The following is a 16207-nucleotide window of genomic DNA, read 5'->3' as shown; positions in this document are numbered from 1 at the left end:
ATTTTGAGTATAGTCATAGCGCGCTTTGAAGTAGTACTTTATGATCGTAATACGACTAAACCGATAGCACCTTGTCCTGTATGTGTTGAAATGATAGGTGTTGTAACGTTCGTGTCGAATTTTGTAAAGTTGAACTCTTCTGAAAAATGTTTTTTTACTTTGTCTACGAATTCAATAATATTTGCATGTGCAATACCGATAGATTTTACATTTTTATCACCGATAAACGCGCTCACTTCTTTTTTGAGGAACTGAACACTTGCATTTTGTGTTCGAGAATTATGAATTAATTCAATCTTTCCGTCTTCGAGTGTTCCGATTGGTTTGATTTTCATCATATTACCAATTAAACCTTTCGTTTTGCTAATACGTCCGCCTTTAATTAATTGGTTTAATTGTCCTATAACAACATAAAGTTTAATGTTTTTTTGTAGTTCAACAATGTTTTCAACGATTTCATTTGTTGATAGTCCAGTATTATTCCAATCAACAATGTGTTGCACTTGGTAACCTAAACCAAAAGAAATAGACTTAGAATCAATGACAGTAACTTTACTATCAGTCATTTCGCTAGCTTGCAGTGCAGTATGATAAGTTCCGCTTAAACCTGATGTCATATGAATGCTTATGATTTCAGAACCATCTTCGCCTAGTTTATCGTATAATTCAATGAATTTACCGATAGCAGGTTGACTTGTTTTAGTATCAGCATTTTCTTCCAGTTTTTGAATATATTCTTCCGACGATATATCTATTTGGTCAATGTAGGATTCACCATCAATTGTTAAATTAAGAGGTATCACATGAATATTATTTTCATTTAAATATTCATGTGATAAATCAGATGTTGAATCAGTAACAATTTTCTTTTTTATCATAAATTTCCTCCTATGAAGTTCCCTTACGGATTAAATGTAAAAAGGTATGAGGAATCGTATTTTTTTCATCCAATACACCTTTATTTGATGATGCGACTTCCCAGTCTTTAAAAGTATATGGTGGGAAAAAAGTATCACCGTTATATTTATCTTCAATAACAGTAATATACATATCATCAACCTTATCTATCATTTCTTCAAATAAGGACTGGCCACCAAATATAAAAACATGGCCAGGTAAGTCGTAGATTTCTTCGAAAGAATGGATAACATCCACACCCTCTGGTTTAAATGATTTATTTCTAGTTAACACAACATTTCTTCTATTAGGAAGAGGTTTCCCGATAGATTCAAATGTTGCACGACCCATGACAAGCGTATTTCCAGTAGTTAACGACTTAACGTGCTTTAAATCACTAGGTAAATGCCAAGGCAATTGGTTATTTACGCCAATAACCCGTTGTTGATCATGGGCTACAAGTATTGAAAGTGTCATAATGTTCCTCCTAATATTGAAATGAAAACAGTTTAATATGAAACACAAAGTGCATTATATAATAAATTATTGATGTTTTTAAGTCATTTCCCATTTAAACTGCGATGGGTGCTTTAATCGCTGGATGTGATTCATAATCAACAATTTCTAAATCCTCGTAATCAATATCAAAAATAGATGCATCTGAATTGATATTAAGTGTTGGTGGATTATAGCTTTCTCGTGCTAATTGTGTCTCAATAGCTTCGATATGATTAGAGTATATATGTGCATCACCAAAGGTGTGTACAAATTCTCCAACTTCAAGGCCACATTCTTTCGCGATGAGGTGAGTTAATAAACTATAACTTGCGATGTTAAAAGGAACCCCTAAAAAGATGTCTGCACTTCTTTGGTATAATTGACAACTTAATTTGCCATCTTGAACATAAAACTGAAACATTGTATGACAAGGTGGTAACGCCATTGTATCAATTTCTGTTGGATTCCATGCAGATACGATATGACGTCTTGAATTAGGATTCGTTTTAATTTGATTGATCACCGTTTTTAATTGATCATAATGATTACCATATTTATCTTCCCAATCACGCCATTGTTTACCATAAACATTACCTAAATCACCATATTTTTTAGCAAAATCATCATCATTTAAAATACGTTTTTTAAATTGGTTCATTTCGTCTTTATAGATTAGGTTAAAGGACTCGTCTTTTTGTGCCCTATGGCCAAAATCAGTCATGTCAGGTCCGTTATAGTCTTTGGATTGAACAAATTTTTCGAATGCCCACTCATTCCAAATGTTGTTATTATATTGAAGTAAATACTTAATATTTGTATCTCCTTTGATAAACCATAAGAGCTCTGTAGCAATTAATTTAAATGATACTTTTTTAGTTGTTAGTAATGGGAAGCCTTTTGATAAATCAAACCTCAGTTGGTGACCAAATTTTGAGATGGTTCCAGTATTTGTGCGATCATTCTTTTGTTTACCGATTTCTAAAATTTCTTCACATAATTGATGATACGCTTGATCAAAAGCATTTAACATTTAATCCACTCCTTCCAAAATTAATTTTATTTGTATCTTATTGGATAATTGTTATAAGTTAAAGGATTTAACATTAATTATGTAAAAATAATGTACTTTGAGTAAATTATACATCATTTTTTGTAAACGTTATACGCGTTAGTACTTATTTTTATGGAATAAATGCCAACTTACTATATCTTATTGGCTTGTTTAGACACAGTAAGTTGGCATAATGACCATTTAATGAATTTTTACGCTATGTTATTCAATACGATTTAACAGCGATATTTATATAACCATACGAACCATTTAGCAGTAATCGTCAAATGCGTCTTTAATGTCCATACAAATATCTTGAATATCTCTACCTTCAATGTGTTCACGAGGTATAAAATGTTTCAATTCTTGTCCTTTGAAAAGCGCATAGGATGGACTAGATGGAACCTGTTGGATATAATCACGCATTGTTGCAGTAGCTTCTTTATCTTGACCTGCGAATACTGTTACTTTATTTGTAGGTTTTTTATCATTTTGTTCTACAACTGTAACAGCCGCTGGTCTTGCTAAACCAGCGGCACAACCACATGTTGAATTAATAACAACAAATGTTGTATCGTCACTACCCACATTTGTCATAAAGTTAGATACTTCATCTGCGGTTTCTAAACTTTTGAAATCACGTCCAGTTAATTCACTACGCATTTGAGTTGCAAGTTCATTCATGTATGCTTCATATGCATTCATTTAAAACACTCCTTTATAAATTCATATCATCAAATTATTACGATTTATTTCTATTAGCAATTTGTTTCCACACAGAACCTAATGCTTCATCACCATTTTCAATTCTTGCTATTGCCATTTCTATTTGAAGTTTAACTTCATATGCAGGGTCATTTTCATGTGTGCGAAGTGCATCAAGTTGTTCAGGACCGCCTTCATCAAATATAAACATAGCAGCTCGCCATCTTACTATTTTATGGGGATCATCTAATGCTTTTTCCATTTCAGGCAAAGCTTGTTTAAATCCTAAATCGCTTAAACAATCACCAGCTGTTCTTCTGACTGCTGGACTTTTATCATGTAATCCTTTAAATAAATAAGGTAATACTGCTTTATCTTCTATCATACCAAGCAACACGATCGCTTCACGTCTTAATGGTGTTTTCTCTTCTTCACTAACAGCATCACCTAATAATGGGAAATCTCTCTCTGTTGGTGTTGGGAAAGCTTTTAACATTCTTAAGCGTTCTTTCCAATCATCAGTTGCTTGATAAGTCTCAAGCGTCACATGTTGGTATTTTTTTTCAGGAATAACGACATCTGTATTTAAAGCATTTTCTACAAGATGGTTTAAATCTTTTTCAGGATAAAGTGCTAGGATTTCTTCAGTGACTTCAGACATAATATCATCTAATTCACCATAACGTATACCTAAGTCTTCCCATTTACGTTGGAAAACAATATTGTCATCATCTTTTTGAGCTGCAAGCATACTATCAATATACACTTCAGGTAATTGCTTACGTTTTTCTTCGGAACTAGAAGTAAGTTTAACCTGATATGGAATCCCTTTGAACTGAAGTACTTCAGCTTTAACTTCGCCAAAGTGTTCATCTGGTGCTGGTGTATCAATAGATTCAGATTCGTCGCTTAATGTTGCTGTTACTTTAGGTAATAAAACTTCCCAATCATATTTGGGCTTTTTATCTACAGCTAAAAAATCCATAACGTAAAATATAGATTTCACACCATCAACTGCTAATACATCATTGATAAACTTGGGCTGATTATCAAGAATAGTTGTATACGTATTTGACTTATTATCTTTTCTTTTCTCATTCAAAACAATTTTCATTGTGTTGGGACTGGGCGTTGGTTCGACACGTACAATTTCCATTCAGAAAACTCCTTTTTATATTTCTTCTAAGGTTTTAGTTACTTCAGGTAATAGTGTTTCCCACTCATAGTCCGCCTTTTTATCTACGGAGATAAAATTCATTGCTTGGAAAATAGATTTTATTCCTTCGATTTGTAAAATATCGTTAATAAACTCAGGTTGATTATCTTTTACTGCAGTAAAGGTATTCGGTTTGTAATCTTCACCTGATAATTGTAAAACGATTTTCATTGTATTTGGGTTTGGTGTTTGTGATACTTCTAAAATCTCCATAATAAAATGCCTCCTAATTATTGTAACTCATTTCCTAATTGTTTAATTTCTTTGCCGATTGAACATTCATTTATACAAAAATGATGTGCTTGTGTTTTACCTTCTGACTTTCTTATATGATGTTTGAGCAAACATGATTTGCAATAAGTGTTCATTAAATCATCTATTGAAGCCATAGCTTCTTTTTCAGAATAAGTAAGAATGTTTGTCACGCTCCTATATTACTTAAAATATCATATTTCTATCGATTGATTCATTTTATAATGTTTTGACACTTGAAGACATTATATCATTTGTAACTAGGATTGTTTAATCTTTAAATTTATGAAAATAGATATTCAACTTTTTATGTACGATATGAATAAACACACTTGTATTTTTAATTTTTTCTGATAAAATTACTTAGTTGTTTATTTTGCGGTTTCTAAACTCCCGCATTATCAAAATTTAGGAGGAATTTAAATTGTTTAACGAAATATTTGGTGTACTGACATTTTTAGTTACCTTTTTATTATTAGTAGCTATGTATCGCTTGTTTGGGAAACAGGGATTAATCGCATGGATTGCAATTGGAACTGTACTTGCTAATATCCAAGTTCTTAAAACAATCGACATATTTACTATTTCAGCAACATTAGGTAATGTAATGTTTGCTTCTATATATCTTGCCACAGATATTTTAAATGATATTTATGGTAGAAAAGTTGCAAAGCGTGCAGTCTGGATTGGCTTTAGTTCAACACTTGTTATGATTATCGTAATGCAAATGTCGCTGCATTTTACACCATCATCTATTGATACTTCGCAAGGTGCGTTGGAATCAATATTTAATCTTGTGCCAAGAATTGCATTGGGATCAGTGGTTGCCTATATAATCGGACAACATTTAGATGTACTACTCTTCTCGTTAATAAAAAAAGTGTTTAGCTCAGATAAAACATTTATCATTAGAGCATATGGTAGTACGATCATAAGTAACATAATCGACACTGCTTTATTTGTAACCATTGCATTTTATGGTTCAATGCCAAATGCAGCAGTATTTGAAATTTTTATTACTACGTATCTATTGAAAGTAATCTCAACGATATTTAATGTACCATTTGGTTACTGGGCGAAATCCATGTATCGTAAAGGAAAAATTAGTAAATTAGATGAAGGTTATTAAAAAACTCTGAAATTGGTTAAATGCCAATTTCAGAGTTTTTATTATTTAAAATAGCAGTGATTTGATTTTTAAGAAAATCAAAAGTAAGATAACCATCGCAATCTTGGAAGTGTCCATTATGATGCAGTTCGACTGTTTCTGTATTTAATTGTTGAGATAATCGGTTTGTTGCATTTATGTCGACAACTGGGTCATTATCTCCAGCTATGGTTATGATATGTTGCGCATTAATATTTTCAAATTGTACTTGTGTTTGATTGATAAATTGATTCAATTCAGGGAGATTGTGTAAAGGTTCATTGAAACATGAAATTAAAAACAGCCCTTTTATATTACTAAATACCTTTTCTTTTGATAAATAATTTAAGACAGTAACCACACCCAGGCTATGAGCAACAATGATAGAATCCTTATCGAGTTTATGATTTAAACTATGTTGAATTGCGCTGTCCCAAGCATCTAAATCGGGGTTATTAGTATTTGGTAAATATACGATTTCAGTATGATAATCATAGGATTTCATCTGTGTTGCTAACCATTCAAACCAATGATTTTCGGTGCTAGCTTGGTAACCATGTATGATGAACATATTTTTCAATATAACAGCCTCCTTTAATTCCGACCTTTATAGTATGTTATTTATTATACATCACCTTACGTCAAAATGTCTAAATATCCGATTAGTATCGTTTCACTTATATAGAACAAGTACCATTTGTTTGGTAGTATAAATGTAAATATAGTTATAAGGATGATATGAATGGCGAAAATTTATTTTGATGCTGCAACAGCTGGCAACCCTGGTGAAAGTGCCAGTGCAGTTGTCATTATCACAGAAGAAGAACGATTTCATTACACGAAATCATTGGGTCAAATGGATAACCATAGTGCTGAATGGGCATCGTTTCAGTTCGCGTTGGAATGTGCTATAGCACATAATATAACAACTGGCCTTGTATATACGGATTCTAAACTTATCGAAGATAGTTTTAATAGAGGGAATGTAAAAAATGAAAAATTCAAATCTTACTATAATGAAATTATAAAATTAGAACAAAAATTTGAATTACTCTTTGTTCGTTGGGTACCGAGAAACCAAAATAAAGAAGCGAATCATCATGCAAAACAAAGTTTATATCAAATAACCAAACATAACAAAAAATCATAACGCTATCTAAAGCTACTACAAAGAAGCGGTTATGAATCGAAAAACGAGACTGAGACATTAATAGTTGCCTCAGTCTCGTTTTTAAATAAAGAAATAACTGTATAATCCTGCACTTTATCATCTTATTTGTCGATTCAAAAAAATGAGTTAGGTTTGTAAATTTTTAAATTAGCCACCTTTAATCATTTGGTGCAAAAAAACATTTTCTATCAAAATCTTTTCCTGTGTCTTGCCTACTACATTATTCACATTGTTATGATAGTTAAATTATGAATTTAACTGAAATGTGTGGATAGATATTTACCAGAAACATACAACTCATGTTCTTTACATATATTAAGAATTTTAGTAAGTTCTGTTCCAAATTGCATCTTATCCAGCAAATCGACTGTATTTAAAGGCACTTTGGTATGAATTTCTGCTAATGTTTTTGACAATTTAAGGTTATCGATATTAGCTTCGATTTTAGTTCTTTGACCTGGTGTTAATTGGTCTAATGCATTTAAAACAGATTCTACAGACCCGTGATTTTGAATGAGTTTAATTGCTGTTTTTTCACCAATCCCTTTCACACCTGGATAACCATCAGCTGTGTCTCCCATAAATGCTTTGACATCGATTAACTGTAAAGGATTCAACCCGTATTCACTTTGAAAACGATCTAAAGTATAGCGGTTATAAATATTAAAGCCTTTTTTAGTTAGCCATATTTCTACATTAGGATTAATACATTGCAAAATATCTTTATCACCTGTTACGACATAAACTTGATTTTGATCAGAATATTGTTGTGCAAGTGTACCGATAACATCATCAGCTTCATAATTTTGAACGCCAATATTTACAAATCCAAATTGATTAGAAACTTCTTTGACATAGTCAAATTGTGGAATCAGTTCTTCTGGTGGTGCAGGTCTATTTTGTTTATATCCATCAAACATATCATTTCTAAATGTTGATTTACCCATATCCCAGCACACTGCGACATGAGAAGGCTGTATTTCATTGATAGCGGTAAACACATGGCGAACAAATCCTTGAACACCATTTGTAGGTATACCTGATGAATTTCTCATAAATTGTTTATGCGAACTTGTTGCAAAGAAGTGGCGAAATAATAAAGCCATGCCGTCTATTAGTAATATTTTTTTGGTCATATTGTGTCCTCTTTCTATTTTTACAATAATGCTTTTAATTTTTCGTTTGTTTCTTGTAATTGTTTAATAAGAGCGTCGTCCATTTCAAATGCTAATAGTTCTTGAATTTGATGATGCGCTTCTTTTTCTAATGTTTTGAATTTAGTTTCAGCATTGTAATCCATTGTAGAGACAATGTCGCTCATTGCTTGTCTTAAATTTGCAATACAAGGTGCTAAAAGTGCTATGGTTTCGTGTGTGATTTGTTCTTGAATCGCACTTTGAGATTTAGGTTGCAAAATCGTTTTCTTAGTTAAACCTTTTGGTAAAGCATTGAGCATGGTTTCTAAATCAATTTTTAAATAAGGGTCATCAAGTTCAATCATTTCTTGACTAAACTCAGGTTGTATAAATACATGTACTTGTTCAAGCTTTTGTTTTAATGGTGCAATCTCTGCATGTACTTGTTCATGAAAATACTTCTTGATACGTTCTACTAAAAGGGACTGTTCTAAATATAGACGTTGGTGAATCTGATCTAAGTAAATTTTGGTTGATTGACGTTTTTCATCATTAAAATTACTATTTTTTGTCATTTGTCCATTGTAAATAGATTTAACCTCGTCTTGTAATTGTAGTTTTAATCGTTCATTTAAATGGTATAGTTGATCTTCTACTTCATTTGATGTGCGTTGTTCAGCAATTTGTAATATATTATTGTTGAAAATTGAAGAATTTTTATATTCTTGTAGCTTTTGTTTTCTTTGTTCAATTTGTTTTTTATTATTGTTAAATTCTTCAATCATTTGCTCATAAGCTTCAGAAATATTTTTTAATTGATTTAACATTTGTTGCTGTAAGATATCTTTGGATTCGATTTGAGTAAAGTGCTGAATACTGTCTTGAAGGCGTTTGATACCCTCATTGCCTGATTTCAGTGCTTCTCTACTTGATACTGCAAAAATATCTGAATCCATATTGACTTGACTTAAAGCATCACCGACATACTCAATAACAGCATTTAAATCCTCTTCCGTTTCTGCTAAATCAGTAGCATTGACAATCATTTTAAAGGCCTGATTTTCGTTCAATTGATTCATTTCTTTCATATGTTCAATAAAACGTTTATCATTTTCCGTAAATGAATGATTAAAATAACTAACATAAAGTATTAAATCGGAAGAAGTTAGTACTTTTTCTGTCTCATTCGTATGACGCTGATTATTTGAATGTAAACCTAATGAATCTACTATAATTTTATCTTTCAACCATTCTAAAGGTAAATTTAGATGAACTGTATTAACAAACGTTGCATATTCATCCTCTGCACTCCACTTTTTAATTTCATCTTGTGCAATCGTATGTATTTGCCCATCTTTGAGCATGTCTTGGTACATATCGTAATGCTTTTCAACAGCGTTCACAAAAGCTAACTTATTTTTCTCTAATGTTGCTTTCAATTTATTCGTGTTTTTAGATAGAAAATCTTCAATTGTTTTAAATGTTTTATTTTCTACTTGAAACACATGATTTAATTCTTCTAATAATTGTTTAGAGGATTTTAATGTGATTTGGCTTTCATGACCATAAGTTAATTGGGTCATTGCAGCTGTCGTTGGGTTGGGCGAACTCACTAAGTATGCATCTCCTAAGAGTGCATTGATTAAACTACTTTTACCTGCACTAAATGTGCCAAAAACACCAATTTTTATTATTTTCTTATCTAATCTCTTAAGCGTTTCTTCTATATCTGATTTTGTTTGTTCGAATAATGGCACATCTTTTATGGTATTCAAGGCATTTTTAATATTTTGAGTATTATTGGAATGCTTCTGCTGTTTACTTACATCAGATTTTGTTTGTTTCTTTAGATTAGTTTTGTTGTTTTTCGGTGTGAAAGTAATTTCTTTTCTATCTATCAATTTATCAAGAGAATCGTCCATGTGAATATAGTAATGCATATAGTTTTGTGTTTCTAATGACTCTCTTAAGCTACGCATTTCTATAAACTTCTCATAATCATTGTAATCATCTGCTTGTTCTGTACCAATATCATTAGCTTGCGCATGGCTTATAGCTTTTTTAAATAATGGATCTGATGCTTTAGCAATATGTTGTTTAAGTGCTTTCATCAAATCGTCGCAGAAAGTTAATACATATTGATTACTAATCGTTATTTGCATTTGATATAAATCGTTAATCAATGATGAAGGGATAGTGTAATGTTGATTTAAAATCTCATCATTTATATCAGATGAATTGATGAATCTCGTTAAAAATGACATATCTTCTCTTAATGGTTGTCGTATTTCTTGATTAACTTTATCTTGTAAGTGTTCTAAGACTGTAGTTAATCGTCGTTGTTGTTCTTCTTCTGTCTTTTTCTTTTTATTAAATAATCCGCCAACACTAAAATCTTTTGTGCGACTTTCTAAGTATATTCTGATTTTTTCTCTTGTGTCATGCGTCATGATATAAGCATTATCGATGATTGCTTTTCTCTTTTGCTTTAAAAAATCATATAATTCTTCAGGATTGTTTAGCAGTTTGGCTTCTTCACTAACTACCTGATGTTGTTTGAAATTAAGATAAGCTTGATCAAAATCCGCTTCATTAATATCTAACTTATCTAGTAAATCCTGAATTTCATATTGTACATAAGATAATTGTTCGTTAGTAATAAATTTAACAATGTGTTCTACATAAGCAGCTATAGATTCACGATGCGTATCTTTCTCTATTAAATAATTAGAAAGTGACGTGATTTCATTATGCTCATGTTCATATTTTGAAACGTAAAATGTTTGATCTAGGTCGATTTCCCACTCATTGATGGATTTATCTACACGACGCTTAAATGTTTCGAAACTAATTTCTTCTTCATTATGCTTATCTATCTGATTTATCACAAATACGACTGGTACACCTGCTTGATTAAGTTGTTTCATAAACTGAAAGTTTAATGCTGATTGTACGTGATTATAATCTACAGTATAAAATAATATATTACTTGTATACATAAATTCTTCAGTGCTAGATTGGTGCGTTGCAACATTTGAATCTACCCCAGGTGTATCTTGTAATGTGAAGCCTTTATTAAACTTAGTTGATGGAAATTTAATTTCAACAGATTCTACATCGAAATTCTCGCGATTCATTTGTTTCACTTCATCGTAGTTATTTAAGATTGTGTATTGTTGATGGCTTAAATTAGCAATGATACCAGGTTGTTCAGCAACAGATACAATTGCGGTATTACTAGTAGTTGGTACAGGTGAGCTTGGTAAAATACTTTCTTCTAATAACAAATTGATTAATGTGGATTTACCAGCCGAGAAGTGACCAACAAATGTCGCTGTATATTGTTCTAAAAACACCTTTTTAATAACCTGATTGATAATGTGAACCAGTCTATCGTTTTTAGATTTTTCTACTTCTTTTTTTAATTTATATAAAATATCGAGTTGCTCAGTATTAGACATCTTTCGTATCCCCTTTATTACTTATATGTAATTAATCCTTATTGTATAACAAATGATTGCATGTCTAAAGTAAGTATTTGAAATTAAATTGTTTCATTGCAAATTTTATCAAACAACTTAGAACTTTTTTGAAGTTAATTAGCATTAGTCATTGAATAAATAATTACTTAAAGTGACAGTCTATATTTTTATGCACCATATTCAATTTATGACATTACAAAATTATTTATTGTCATGCTAACTACACCATATTTTAAATATATTCACTTTACATCTCAAAACAACAGGGGGCATTTGTTTATGCACCCCACTTTTAACATTGGATATTATAGCTATATAAGAAAAGGCTATTTTGTTGAACTATAAATAACACTTTTTTTAAGTATCTTAATTATCCACTGTATTTTATTATGAAATAATTTAGTGCAAATGAATGACTAGGCATAACTTACATATGATTATAATGATAGGTCACTAGTTCGAAAAATTGTTGCATATCATATCCCCATTTTCCATAATAAGCGATAGTATCAACATGTGTCGTACCTCCCCAATACTGTCTTACTGCATTATGACTAATGATTGTACCTATCCCCTTATTCTTATCTGCAAAGCTAGGGGTCAAACCATTTTGTTTTAACATATATGTAGCAAGCCACGCTTGATTATTTACTGATCTTGCAAAGTCGTCAAATGTATAAGCACGCACAACCTCTATCTGATAAAAATATGGATTAGTCGCTTTGCCTGCACCCCAAACGTAGTATTCAGATGGTGCGGTAAGATGAATTTCTTTGTTATCTACAAATGCATGTACAAAGGCAGTGTTATATGTGTCATACATCCGATCAACCCACTGTTGTAGCGTTCGATTATCTTCGCCTACTTCATGAATGACAACACCTTTATAAGTACCATATTTATATGGCAATTTAGGAAGTGTATTCATTCTACTGTCCTTTATCACGTTTGAGTGATTTATATTATTTTGAATTATATATTGATTGACATCGGGGTAATTAATAAGTGTTGAAGTATCTTTATTTTGGGAAGGCTGATTCGCATTTAGTAATATATCATTTATTTTAGTAGTTTGTGTCATCACAGCAGAATGAGACTCATTAAAATTTATTAACGGATTTGTGGCATAAGTAGTAGGAGCGAAAATAACTGACGTTAAAATTAGGGAGACAAACAGCAAAAATATTTTTAACATAGAATAAAACTCCTTTCGATTTTTTAAATAAAAAATATTGTACAATACAATAATTATAATACTCCAAAAAACCATGACTACAAGTGTATTATTCCACCTTGAAAACGCTATATATAAAATTATGTGTATTCATGCGCTCTGTCGTTGCAATAATCTGGACTTGCATGGAATTCGACAAATTAGTGAATTTAAAGATGTTGAAGTAGCAGTGAAAATGCTACGACTTCAATAAGTTAATATTTAAAATTATAATCATGCGCTAAGGATGGTTTAAACATAAAAAAACTGAAACATTAATTTATGTCTCAGTCTTTTTTATCAATTTATTAAGTTATTAGTAATTATGCATGTGCTTTAGCTTGAATCATAATTATTTTAAAATTGACTTATTCTACTTCCATCTAGGTTTGTCAAAATCAGTATTGGGTTTATTAATCCCTATATTATCTCTTGAATAAAGGGCTGGATCTTTAGCAATTTGTACTGCAATGGCTGCCACACTCTTTCTAGAAACTTCTGTCCCTTTAAAAGGTTCATCTTTTTTGGTGATTTCATAATCGATTTCGTTCGTATGTGTTAACCAGGCAGGTCTAAAAATAGTGTAATCTAAATCAGTTTGTTCAATGATATCGGCTGCTTTTCTATAAATTACTAAATAATCACTAATTTGATCTTGTACCCATAATCCGAAATTCCCTGGTACTTCATTATATATACCAATGGAAGTAACGAAAATAAGTCTTTTGACATTATTCGCATTCATTGCATCTACAATGGTCTGTGCTTCTTTATCTAATTCACCAGATAACGAAGCTAAAACGATATCAACGTCTTCCATAGCACGATTTACATCTTCAAAATTTGTTGCGTCACCTTCTCTAACGCGTATACGATCAGAAGCGTAATCAGGTAATCGATTTGCATCTCTTAAAAATAAGCGCAAAGTATAGGAAGTGTTTTCTAAAAATGAATTGATCGCCGCTTTAGAAACAGCACCATTAGCTCCCAATATTAATACTTTAGTCATTTAATCACTCCATTTCTTTTATTGTAATACGAGATATGTTGTCCATATCGTTTATAAGATATTTTTAGGTTCGTTTATATTATAATTATAAATGCTTGAAAGTTCACATTTTCTGTTTAATGACACTTCATAGTACTCACAATATTATAGTTATCCTATTTCTAACTACTTAAACGTAATCAATGAATTCGATTGTATACGCTTAGATTTTAAGGTATTAAAAAAGCCTCTTATTCGCAACGACGAACAGAGACTTTTAGTAAGGCTAATGAATAATCGGATTTTTATCTTTCTTAATTTTAAAATATTGAGAAATACTATATATAATAATACCAATCCATATAAATACAAATGTGATTAATTGATCAATATCAAATGGTTCTTTGAATAAAAATATTCCTAGTATAAACATTAAAGTTGGTCCTATGTACTGAATAAAACCAGTTAAAGATAAAGGAATACGTCTTGCACCTGCCGAGAACAAAATAAGTGGTACAGCTGTAACCGCACCTGAAAAGATTAACCAAAATGAAGAACTATTCATCCCAAAAGATAAACCACCATTTTGCCAAATATACCATAAATAAATGAATCCAGCGGGAGCAGTAACAATACATTCAATTGTAATGCTACTTATTGCATCGATAGGGACTATTTTTTTAATTAATCCATAGACACCAAAAGAACCTGCAAGTAACAATGAAATGCCTGGGAAGACGCCCATTTTCAACGTCATATAGAGTACTCCGATAACCGCTAGGCCTATGGCTATCCATTCAAGCTTATTAAAACGTTCTTTTAAAAATATAAGCGCCAACAAAATACTGACCAGTGGATTGATATAATAACCTAAACTTGACTGAAGTACATGTCCATTTGTAACGGCCCATATAAAAGTACCCCAATTTATTGTAATAACATAACCCGCTGCAATGATAGCAATAAGTTGGATAGGATTTGTAAAAAGTTGTTTAATATCCCGTTTAAATGGAGCCGTATTTTTCGTTATGATTAAGATGAATAACATAAACACCATCGATAATACAATTCTAAATGCTAATATTTCAAATGCACCAATATCACTAATTAATTCCCAATATATAGGGAGTATACCCCAAAGAATATATGCTCCGAACGCAAAGAAAAAGCCTTTTTTAAATTCTGTATTCAATTGAGTCACCGCTTTCCAAAATACTAATTGCACTAAAAACTAAGAACGAGGCTTTTTGTCTCCCCAATATTGGTAATATGTACATTCAATATAACCATTAAATAGTTTTCTACGTTTAGTCGCTTTTTTATTTACTAAAAATTCGAATTCTGTACTACTTGTAAGAATATATGTAGATAGTTGCGAATGTTGTTGCATAAGTTCTCCGATGTAGCGGTACATTTCTTCTACTTTATCTCTATCCCCGATACGTTCACCATAAGGTGGATTGCCTATTAAAGCCATAGGTTTATCTTCATCAATGGTAAGTGTATTAACATCTTTAACACTAAACTGAATGATGTCGGCTAATCCAACTTCTTCTGCATTTCTTCGTGCTATTTCTATCATTTCAGAATCGATATCAGATGCATAAATTTCTAATTTACGGTCATAATTCGCTTGTTGATCAGCTTCATCTCTCATTTCATCATATAAACGATCTGGCATAATATCCCAATTCTCAGAAACGAAATCACGGTTAAATCCAGGCGCAATATTTTGAGCGATTAAACATGCTTCAATTGCTATCGTACCAGAACCACAAAATGGATCCACTAAAGGTGTGTCACCTGTCCAGTTCGCTAAACGGATAAGGCTAGCAGCAAGTGTTTCTTTGATAGGAGCTTCACCTTGCGCTAAACGATAACCACGTTTATTTAAACCTGAACCAGAAGTATCTATAGTTAAAAGTGCATTATCTTTTAAAATGGCTACTTCAATTGGATATTTAGCGCCCGTTTCATTTAACCAGCCACTTGCTTGATATGCACGTCTCAAACGCTCAACGATTGCTTTTTTCACGATGGCTTGGCAATCAGGTACACTAAATAATGTAGATTTAACACTTCGACCTTGTACTGGGAAATTACCATCTTGTTCAATGAGCGTTTCCCAAGGTAGTGCCTTTGTTTTTTCAAATAATTCATCAAAGGTTGTGGCTTTAAATTGGCCAACAACAATTTTGATTCTATCTGCTGTGCGTAACCATAAATTACATTTAACAATGGCAGTTTCGTCGCCTTCAAAAAAGATTCTACCATTTTCAACAGTTGTGTCGTAACCTAATTCCTGAATTTCCTTAGCTACAACTGCTTCTAATCCCATTGGGCATACTGCTAGTAATTGATACATTGTTTTGCTCCTTCTTTATAATGATTTGCTTTTATTTTATCAAAAGTTATTTTAAATAGATATGGCATTGCCTAAAGATGTGTATG

Annotated in this window: 16 protein-coding genes; 2 read left to right on the top strand and 14 right to left on the bottom strand. The window is 31.6% G+C overall.

Annotation, left to right across the window (positions count from 1 at the left end):
* Positions 1–38: 38 nt before the first annotated feature.
* The 7 genes from ACM6UH_RS07880 to ACM6UH_RS07850 form a co-directional block, all read right to left on the bottom strand.
* Entirely contained in the window at positions 39–878 is an 840-nt protein-coding gene (locus ACM6UH_RS07880; protein WP_048787366.1) for a DegV family protein, read from the bottom strand.
* 10 nt (positions 879–888) lie between these two features.
* Positions 889–1374: a dihydrofolate reductase gene (locus tag ACM6UH_RS07875; protein ID WP_011303097.1), complete on the bottom strand. Its 486-nt coding sequence runs from the start codon at positions 1372–1374 to the stop codon at positions 889–891.
* Positions 1375–1468: 94 nt separating this feature from the next.
* Positions 1469–2425, bottom strand: coding sequence for a thymidylate synthase (locus ACM6UH_RS07870; RefSeq protein ID WP_011303096.1), 957 nt, complete (start codon positions 2423–2425; stop codon positions 1469–1471).
* A gap of 291 nt (positions 2426–2716) precedes the next feature.
* Complete coding sequence (gene brxA / locus ACM6UH_RS07865; protein ID WP_002483285.1) at positions 2717–3151, bottom strand: bacilliredoxin BrxA; 435 nt, start codon at positions 3149–3151, stop codon at positions 2717–2719.
* A gap of 37 nt (positions 3152–3188) precedes the next feature.
* Complete coding sequence (locus ACM6UH_RS07860) at positions 3189–4307, bottom strand: conserved virulence factor C family protein (RefSeq protein ID WP_047503804.1); 1119 nt, start codon at positions 4305–4307, stop codon at positions 3189–3191.
* A 15-nt stretch (positions 4308–4322) separates the two neighbouring features.
* The gene (locus tag ACM6UH_RS07855) at positions 4323–4580 is read right to left on the bottom strand and encodes a NifU N-terminal domain-containing protein (RefSeq protein WP_047503807.1); all 258 of its coding nucleotides are present in this window, start codon (positions 4578–4580) and stop codon (positions 4323–4325) included.
* A 17-nt stretch (positions 4581–4597) separates the two neighbouring features.
* Positions 4598–4792 (bottom strand): zinc-finger domain-containing protein, encoded by a 195-nt coding sequence (locus ACM6UH_RS07850; protein ID WP_011303093.1) that lies wholly within the window; start codon positions 4790–4792, stop codon positions 4598–4600.
* A 251-nt stretch (positions 4793–5043) separates the two neighbouring features.
* On the opposite strand from ACM6UH_RS07850, the gene ACM6UH_RS07845 reads away from it, so the two are divergent.
* Complete coding sequence (locus tag ACM6UH_RS07845; RefSeq protein ID WP_002483282.1) at positions 5044–5748, top strand: queuosine precursor transporter; 705 nt, start codon at positions 5044–5046, stop codon at positions 5746–5748.
* 16 nt (positions 5749–5764) lie between these two features.
* Here ACM6UH_RS07845 and ACM6UH_RS07840 read toward each other — a convergent pair whose 3' ends face one another.
* The gene (locus ACM6UH_RS07840) at positions 5765–6346 is read right to left on the bottom strand and encodes an RBBP9/YdeN family alpha/beta hydrolase (protein ID WP_433911949.1); all 582 of its coding nucleotides are present in this window, start codon (positions 6344–6346) and stop codon (positions 5765–5767) included.
* 162 nt (positions 6347–6508) lie between these two features.
* On the opposite strand from ACM6UH_RS07840, the gene ACM6UH_RS07835 reads away from it, so the two are divergent.
* Positions 6509–6916 (top strand): ribonuclease HI family protein, encoded by a 408-nt coding sequence (locus ACM6UH_RS07835; protein WP_002483280.1) that lies wholly within the window; start codon positions 6509–6511, stop codon positions 6914–6916.
* A 275-nt stretch (positions 6917–7191) separates the two neighbouring features.
* Here ACM6UH_RS07835 and ACM6UH_RS07830 read toward each other — a convergent pair whose 3' ends face one another.
* From ACM6UH_RS07830 to ACM6UH_RS07805, 6 genes are all read right to left on the bottom strand, one after another.
* The gene (locus ACM6UH_RS07830) at positions 7192–8073 is read right to left on the bottom strand and encodes a 5'-3' exonuclease (RefSeq protein ID WP_048787369.1); all 882 of its coding nucleotides are present in this window, start codon (positions 8071–8073) and stop codon (positions 7192–7194) included.
* Between the two features lie 20 nt (positions 8074–8093).
* The gene (locus ACM6UH_RS07825; protein WP_048787370.1) at positions 8094–11534 is read right to left on the bottom strand and encodes a dynamin family protein; all 3441 of its coding nucleotides are present in this window, start codon (positions 11532–11534) and stop codon (positions 8094–8096) included.
* Between the two features lie 448 nt (positions 11535–11982).
* Positions 11983–12750: an autolysin gene (locus ACM6UH_RS07820; protein ID WP_048787371.1), complete on the bottom strand. Its 768-nt coding sequence runs from the start codon at positions 12748–12750 to the stop codon at positions 11983–11985.
* A 391-nt stretch (positions 12751–13141) separates the two neighbouring features.
* The gene (locus ACM6UH_RS07815; RefSeq protein WP_011303088.1) at positions 13142–13777 is read right to left on the bottom strand and encodes an SDR family oxidoreductase; all 636 of its coding nucleotides are present in this window, start codon (positions 13775–13777) and stop codon (positions 13142–13144) included.
* 265 nt (positions 13778–14042) lie between these two features.
* On the bottom strand, positions 14043–14948 hold the full coding sequence (gene rarD, locus ACM6UH_RS07810) for an EamA family transporter RarD (protein ID WP_048787387.1): 906 nt from the start codon (positions 14946–14948) through the stop codon (positions 14043–14045).
* Between the two features lie 39 nt (positions 14949–14987).
* Positions 14988–16121: a THUMP domain-containing class I SAM-dependent RNA methyltransferase gene (locus ACM6UH_RS07805; RefSeq protein ID WP_048787372.1), complete on the bottom strand. Its 1134-nt coding sequence runs from the start codon at positions 16119–16121 to the stop codon at positions 14988–14990.
* Between the last annotated feature and the right edge of the window lie 86 nt (positions 16122–16207).

The sequence above is a fragment of the Staphylococcus sp. LKG4-2 genome, from assembly GCF_050955665.1.
Classification (GTDB): Bacteria; Bacillota; Bacilli; order Staphylococcales; family Staphylococcaceae; genus Staphylococcus; species Staphylococcus saprophyticus.
The sequence above is the reverse complement of the archived record's forward strand: the minus strand, read 5'-3'. Positions and strand labels throughout refer to the sequence as shown.

Bases quoted from the DNA above. Each gene is read 5' to 3' on its own strand.
- ACM6UH_RS07815 (WP_011303088.1), bottom strand. From the start codon at position 13,777: ATGACTAAAGTATTAATATTGGGAGCTAATGGTGCTGTTTCTAAAGCG.
- ACM6UH_RS07835 (WP_002483280.1), top strand. From the start codon at position 6,509: ATGGCGAAAATTTATTTTGATGCTGCAACAGCTGGCAACCCTGGTGAA.
- brxA (WP_002483285.1), bottom strand. From the start codon at position 3,151: ATGAATGCATATGAAGCATACATGAATGAACTTGCAACTCAAATGCGT.
- ACM6UH_RS07820 (WP_048787371.1), bottom strand. From the start codon at position 12,750: ATGTTAAAAATATTTTTGCTGTTTGTCTCCCTAATTTTAACGTCAGTT.
- ACM6UH_RS07875 (WP_011303097.1), bottom strand. From the start codon at position 1,374: ATGACACTTTCAATACTTGTAGCCCATGATCAACAACGGGTTATTGGC.
- ACM6UH_RS07880 (WP_048787366.1), bottom strand. From the start codon at position 878: ATGATAAAAAAGAAAATTGTTACTGATTCAACATCTGATTTATCACAT.
- ACM6UH_RS07830 (WP_048787369.1), bottom strand. From the start codon at position 8,073: ATGACCAAAAAAATATTACTAATAGACGGCATGGCTTTATTATTTCGC.
- ACM6UH_RS07825 (WP_048787370.1), bottom strand. From the start codon at position 11,534: ATGTCTAATACTGAGCAACTCGATATTTTATATAAATTAAAAAAAGAA.
- ACM6UH_RS07805 (WP_048787372.1), bottom strand. From the start codon at position 16,121: ATGTATCAATTACTAGCAGTATGCCCAATGGGATTAGAAGCAGTTGTA.
- ACM6UH_RS07860 (WP_047503804.1), bottom strand. From the start codon at position 4,307: ATGGAAATTGTACGTGTCGAACCAACGCCCAGTCCCAACACAATGAAA.
- ACM6UH_RS07870 (WP_011303096.1), bottom strand. From the start codon at position 2,425: ATGTTAAATGCTTTTGATCAAGCGTATCATCAATTATGTGAAGAAATT.
- ACM6UH_RS07855 (WP_047503807.1), bottom strand. From the start codon at position 4,580: ATGGAGATTTTAGAAGTATCACAAACACCAAACCCAAATACAATGAAA.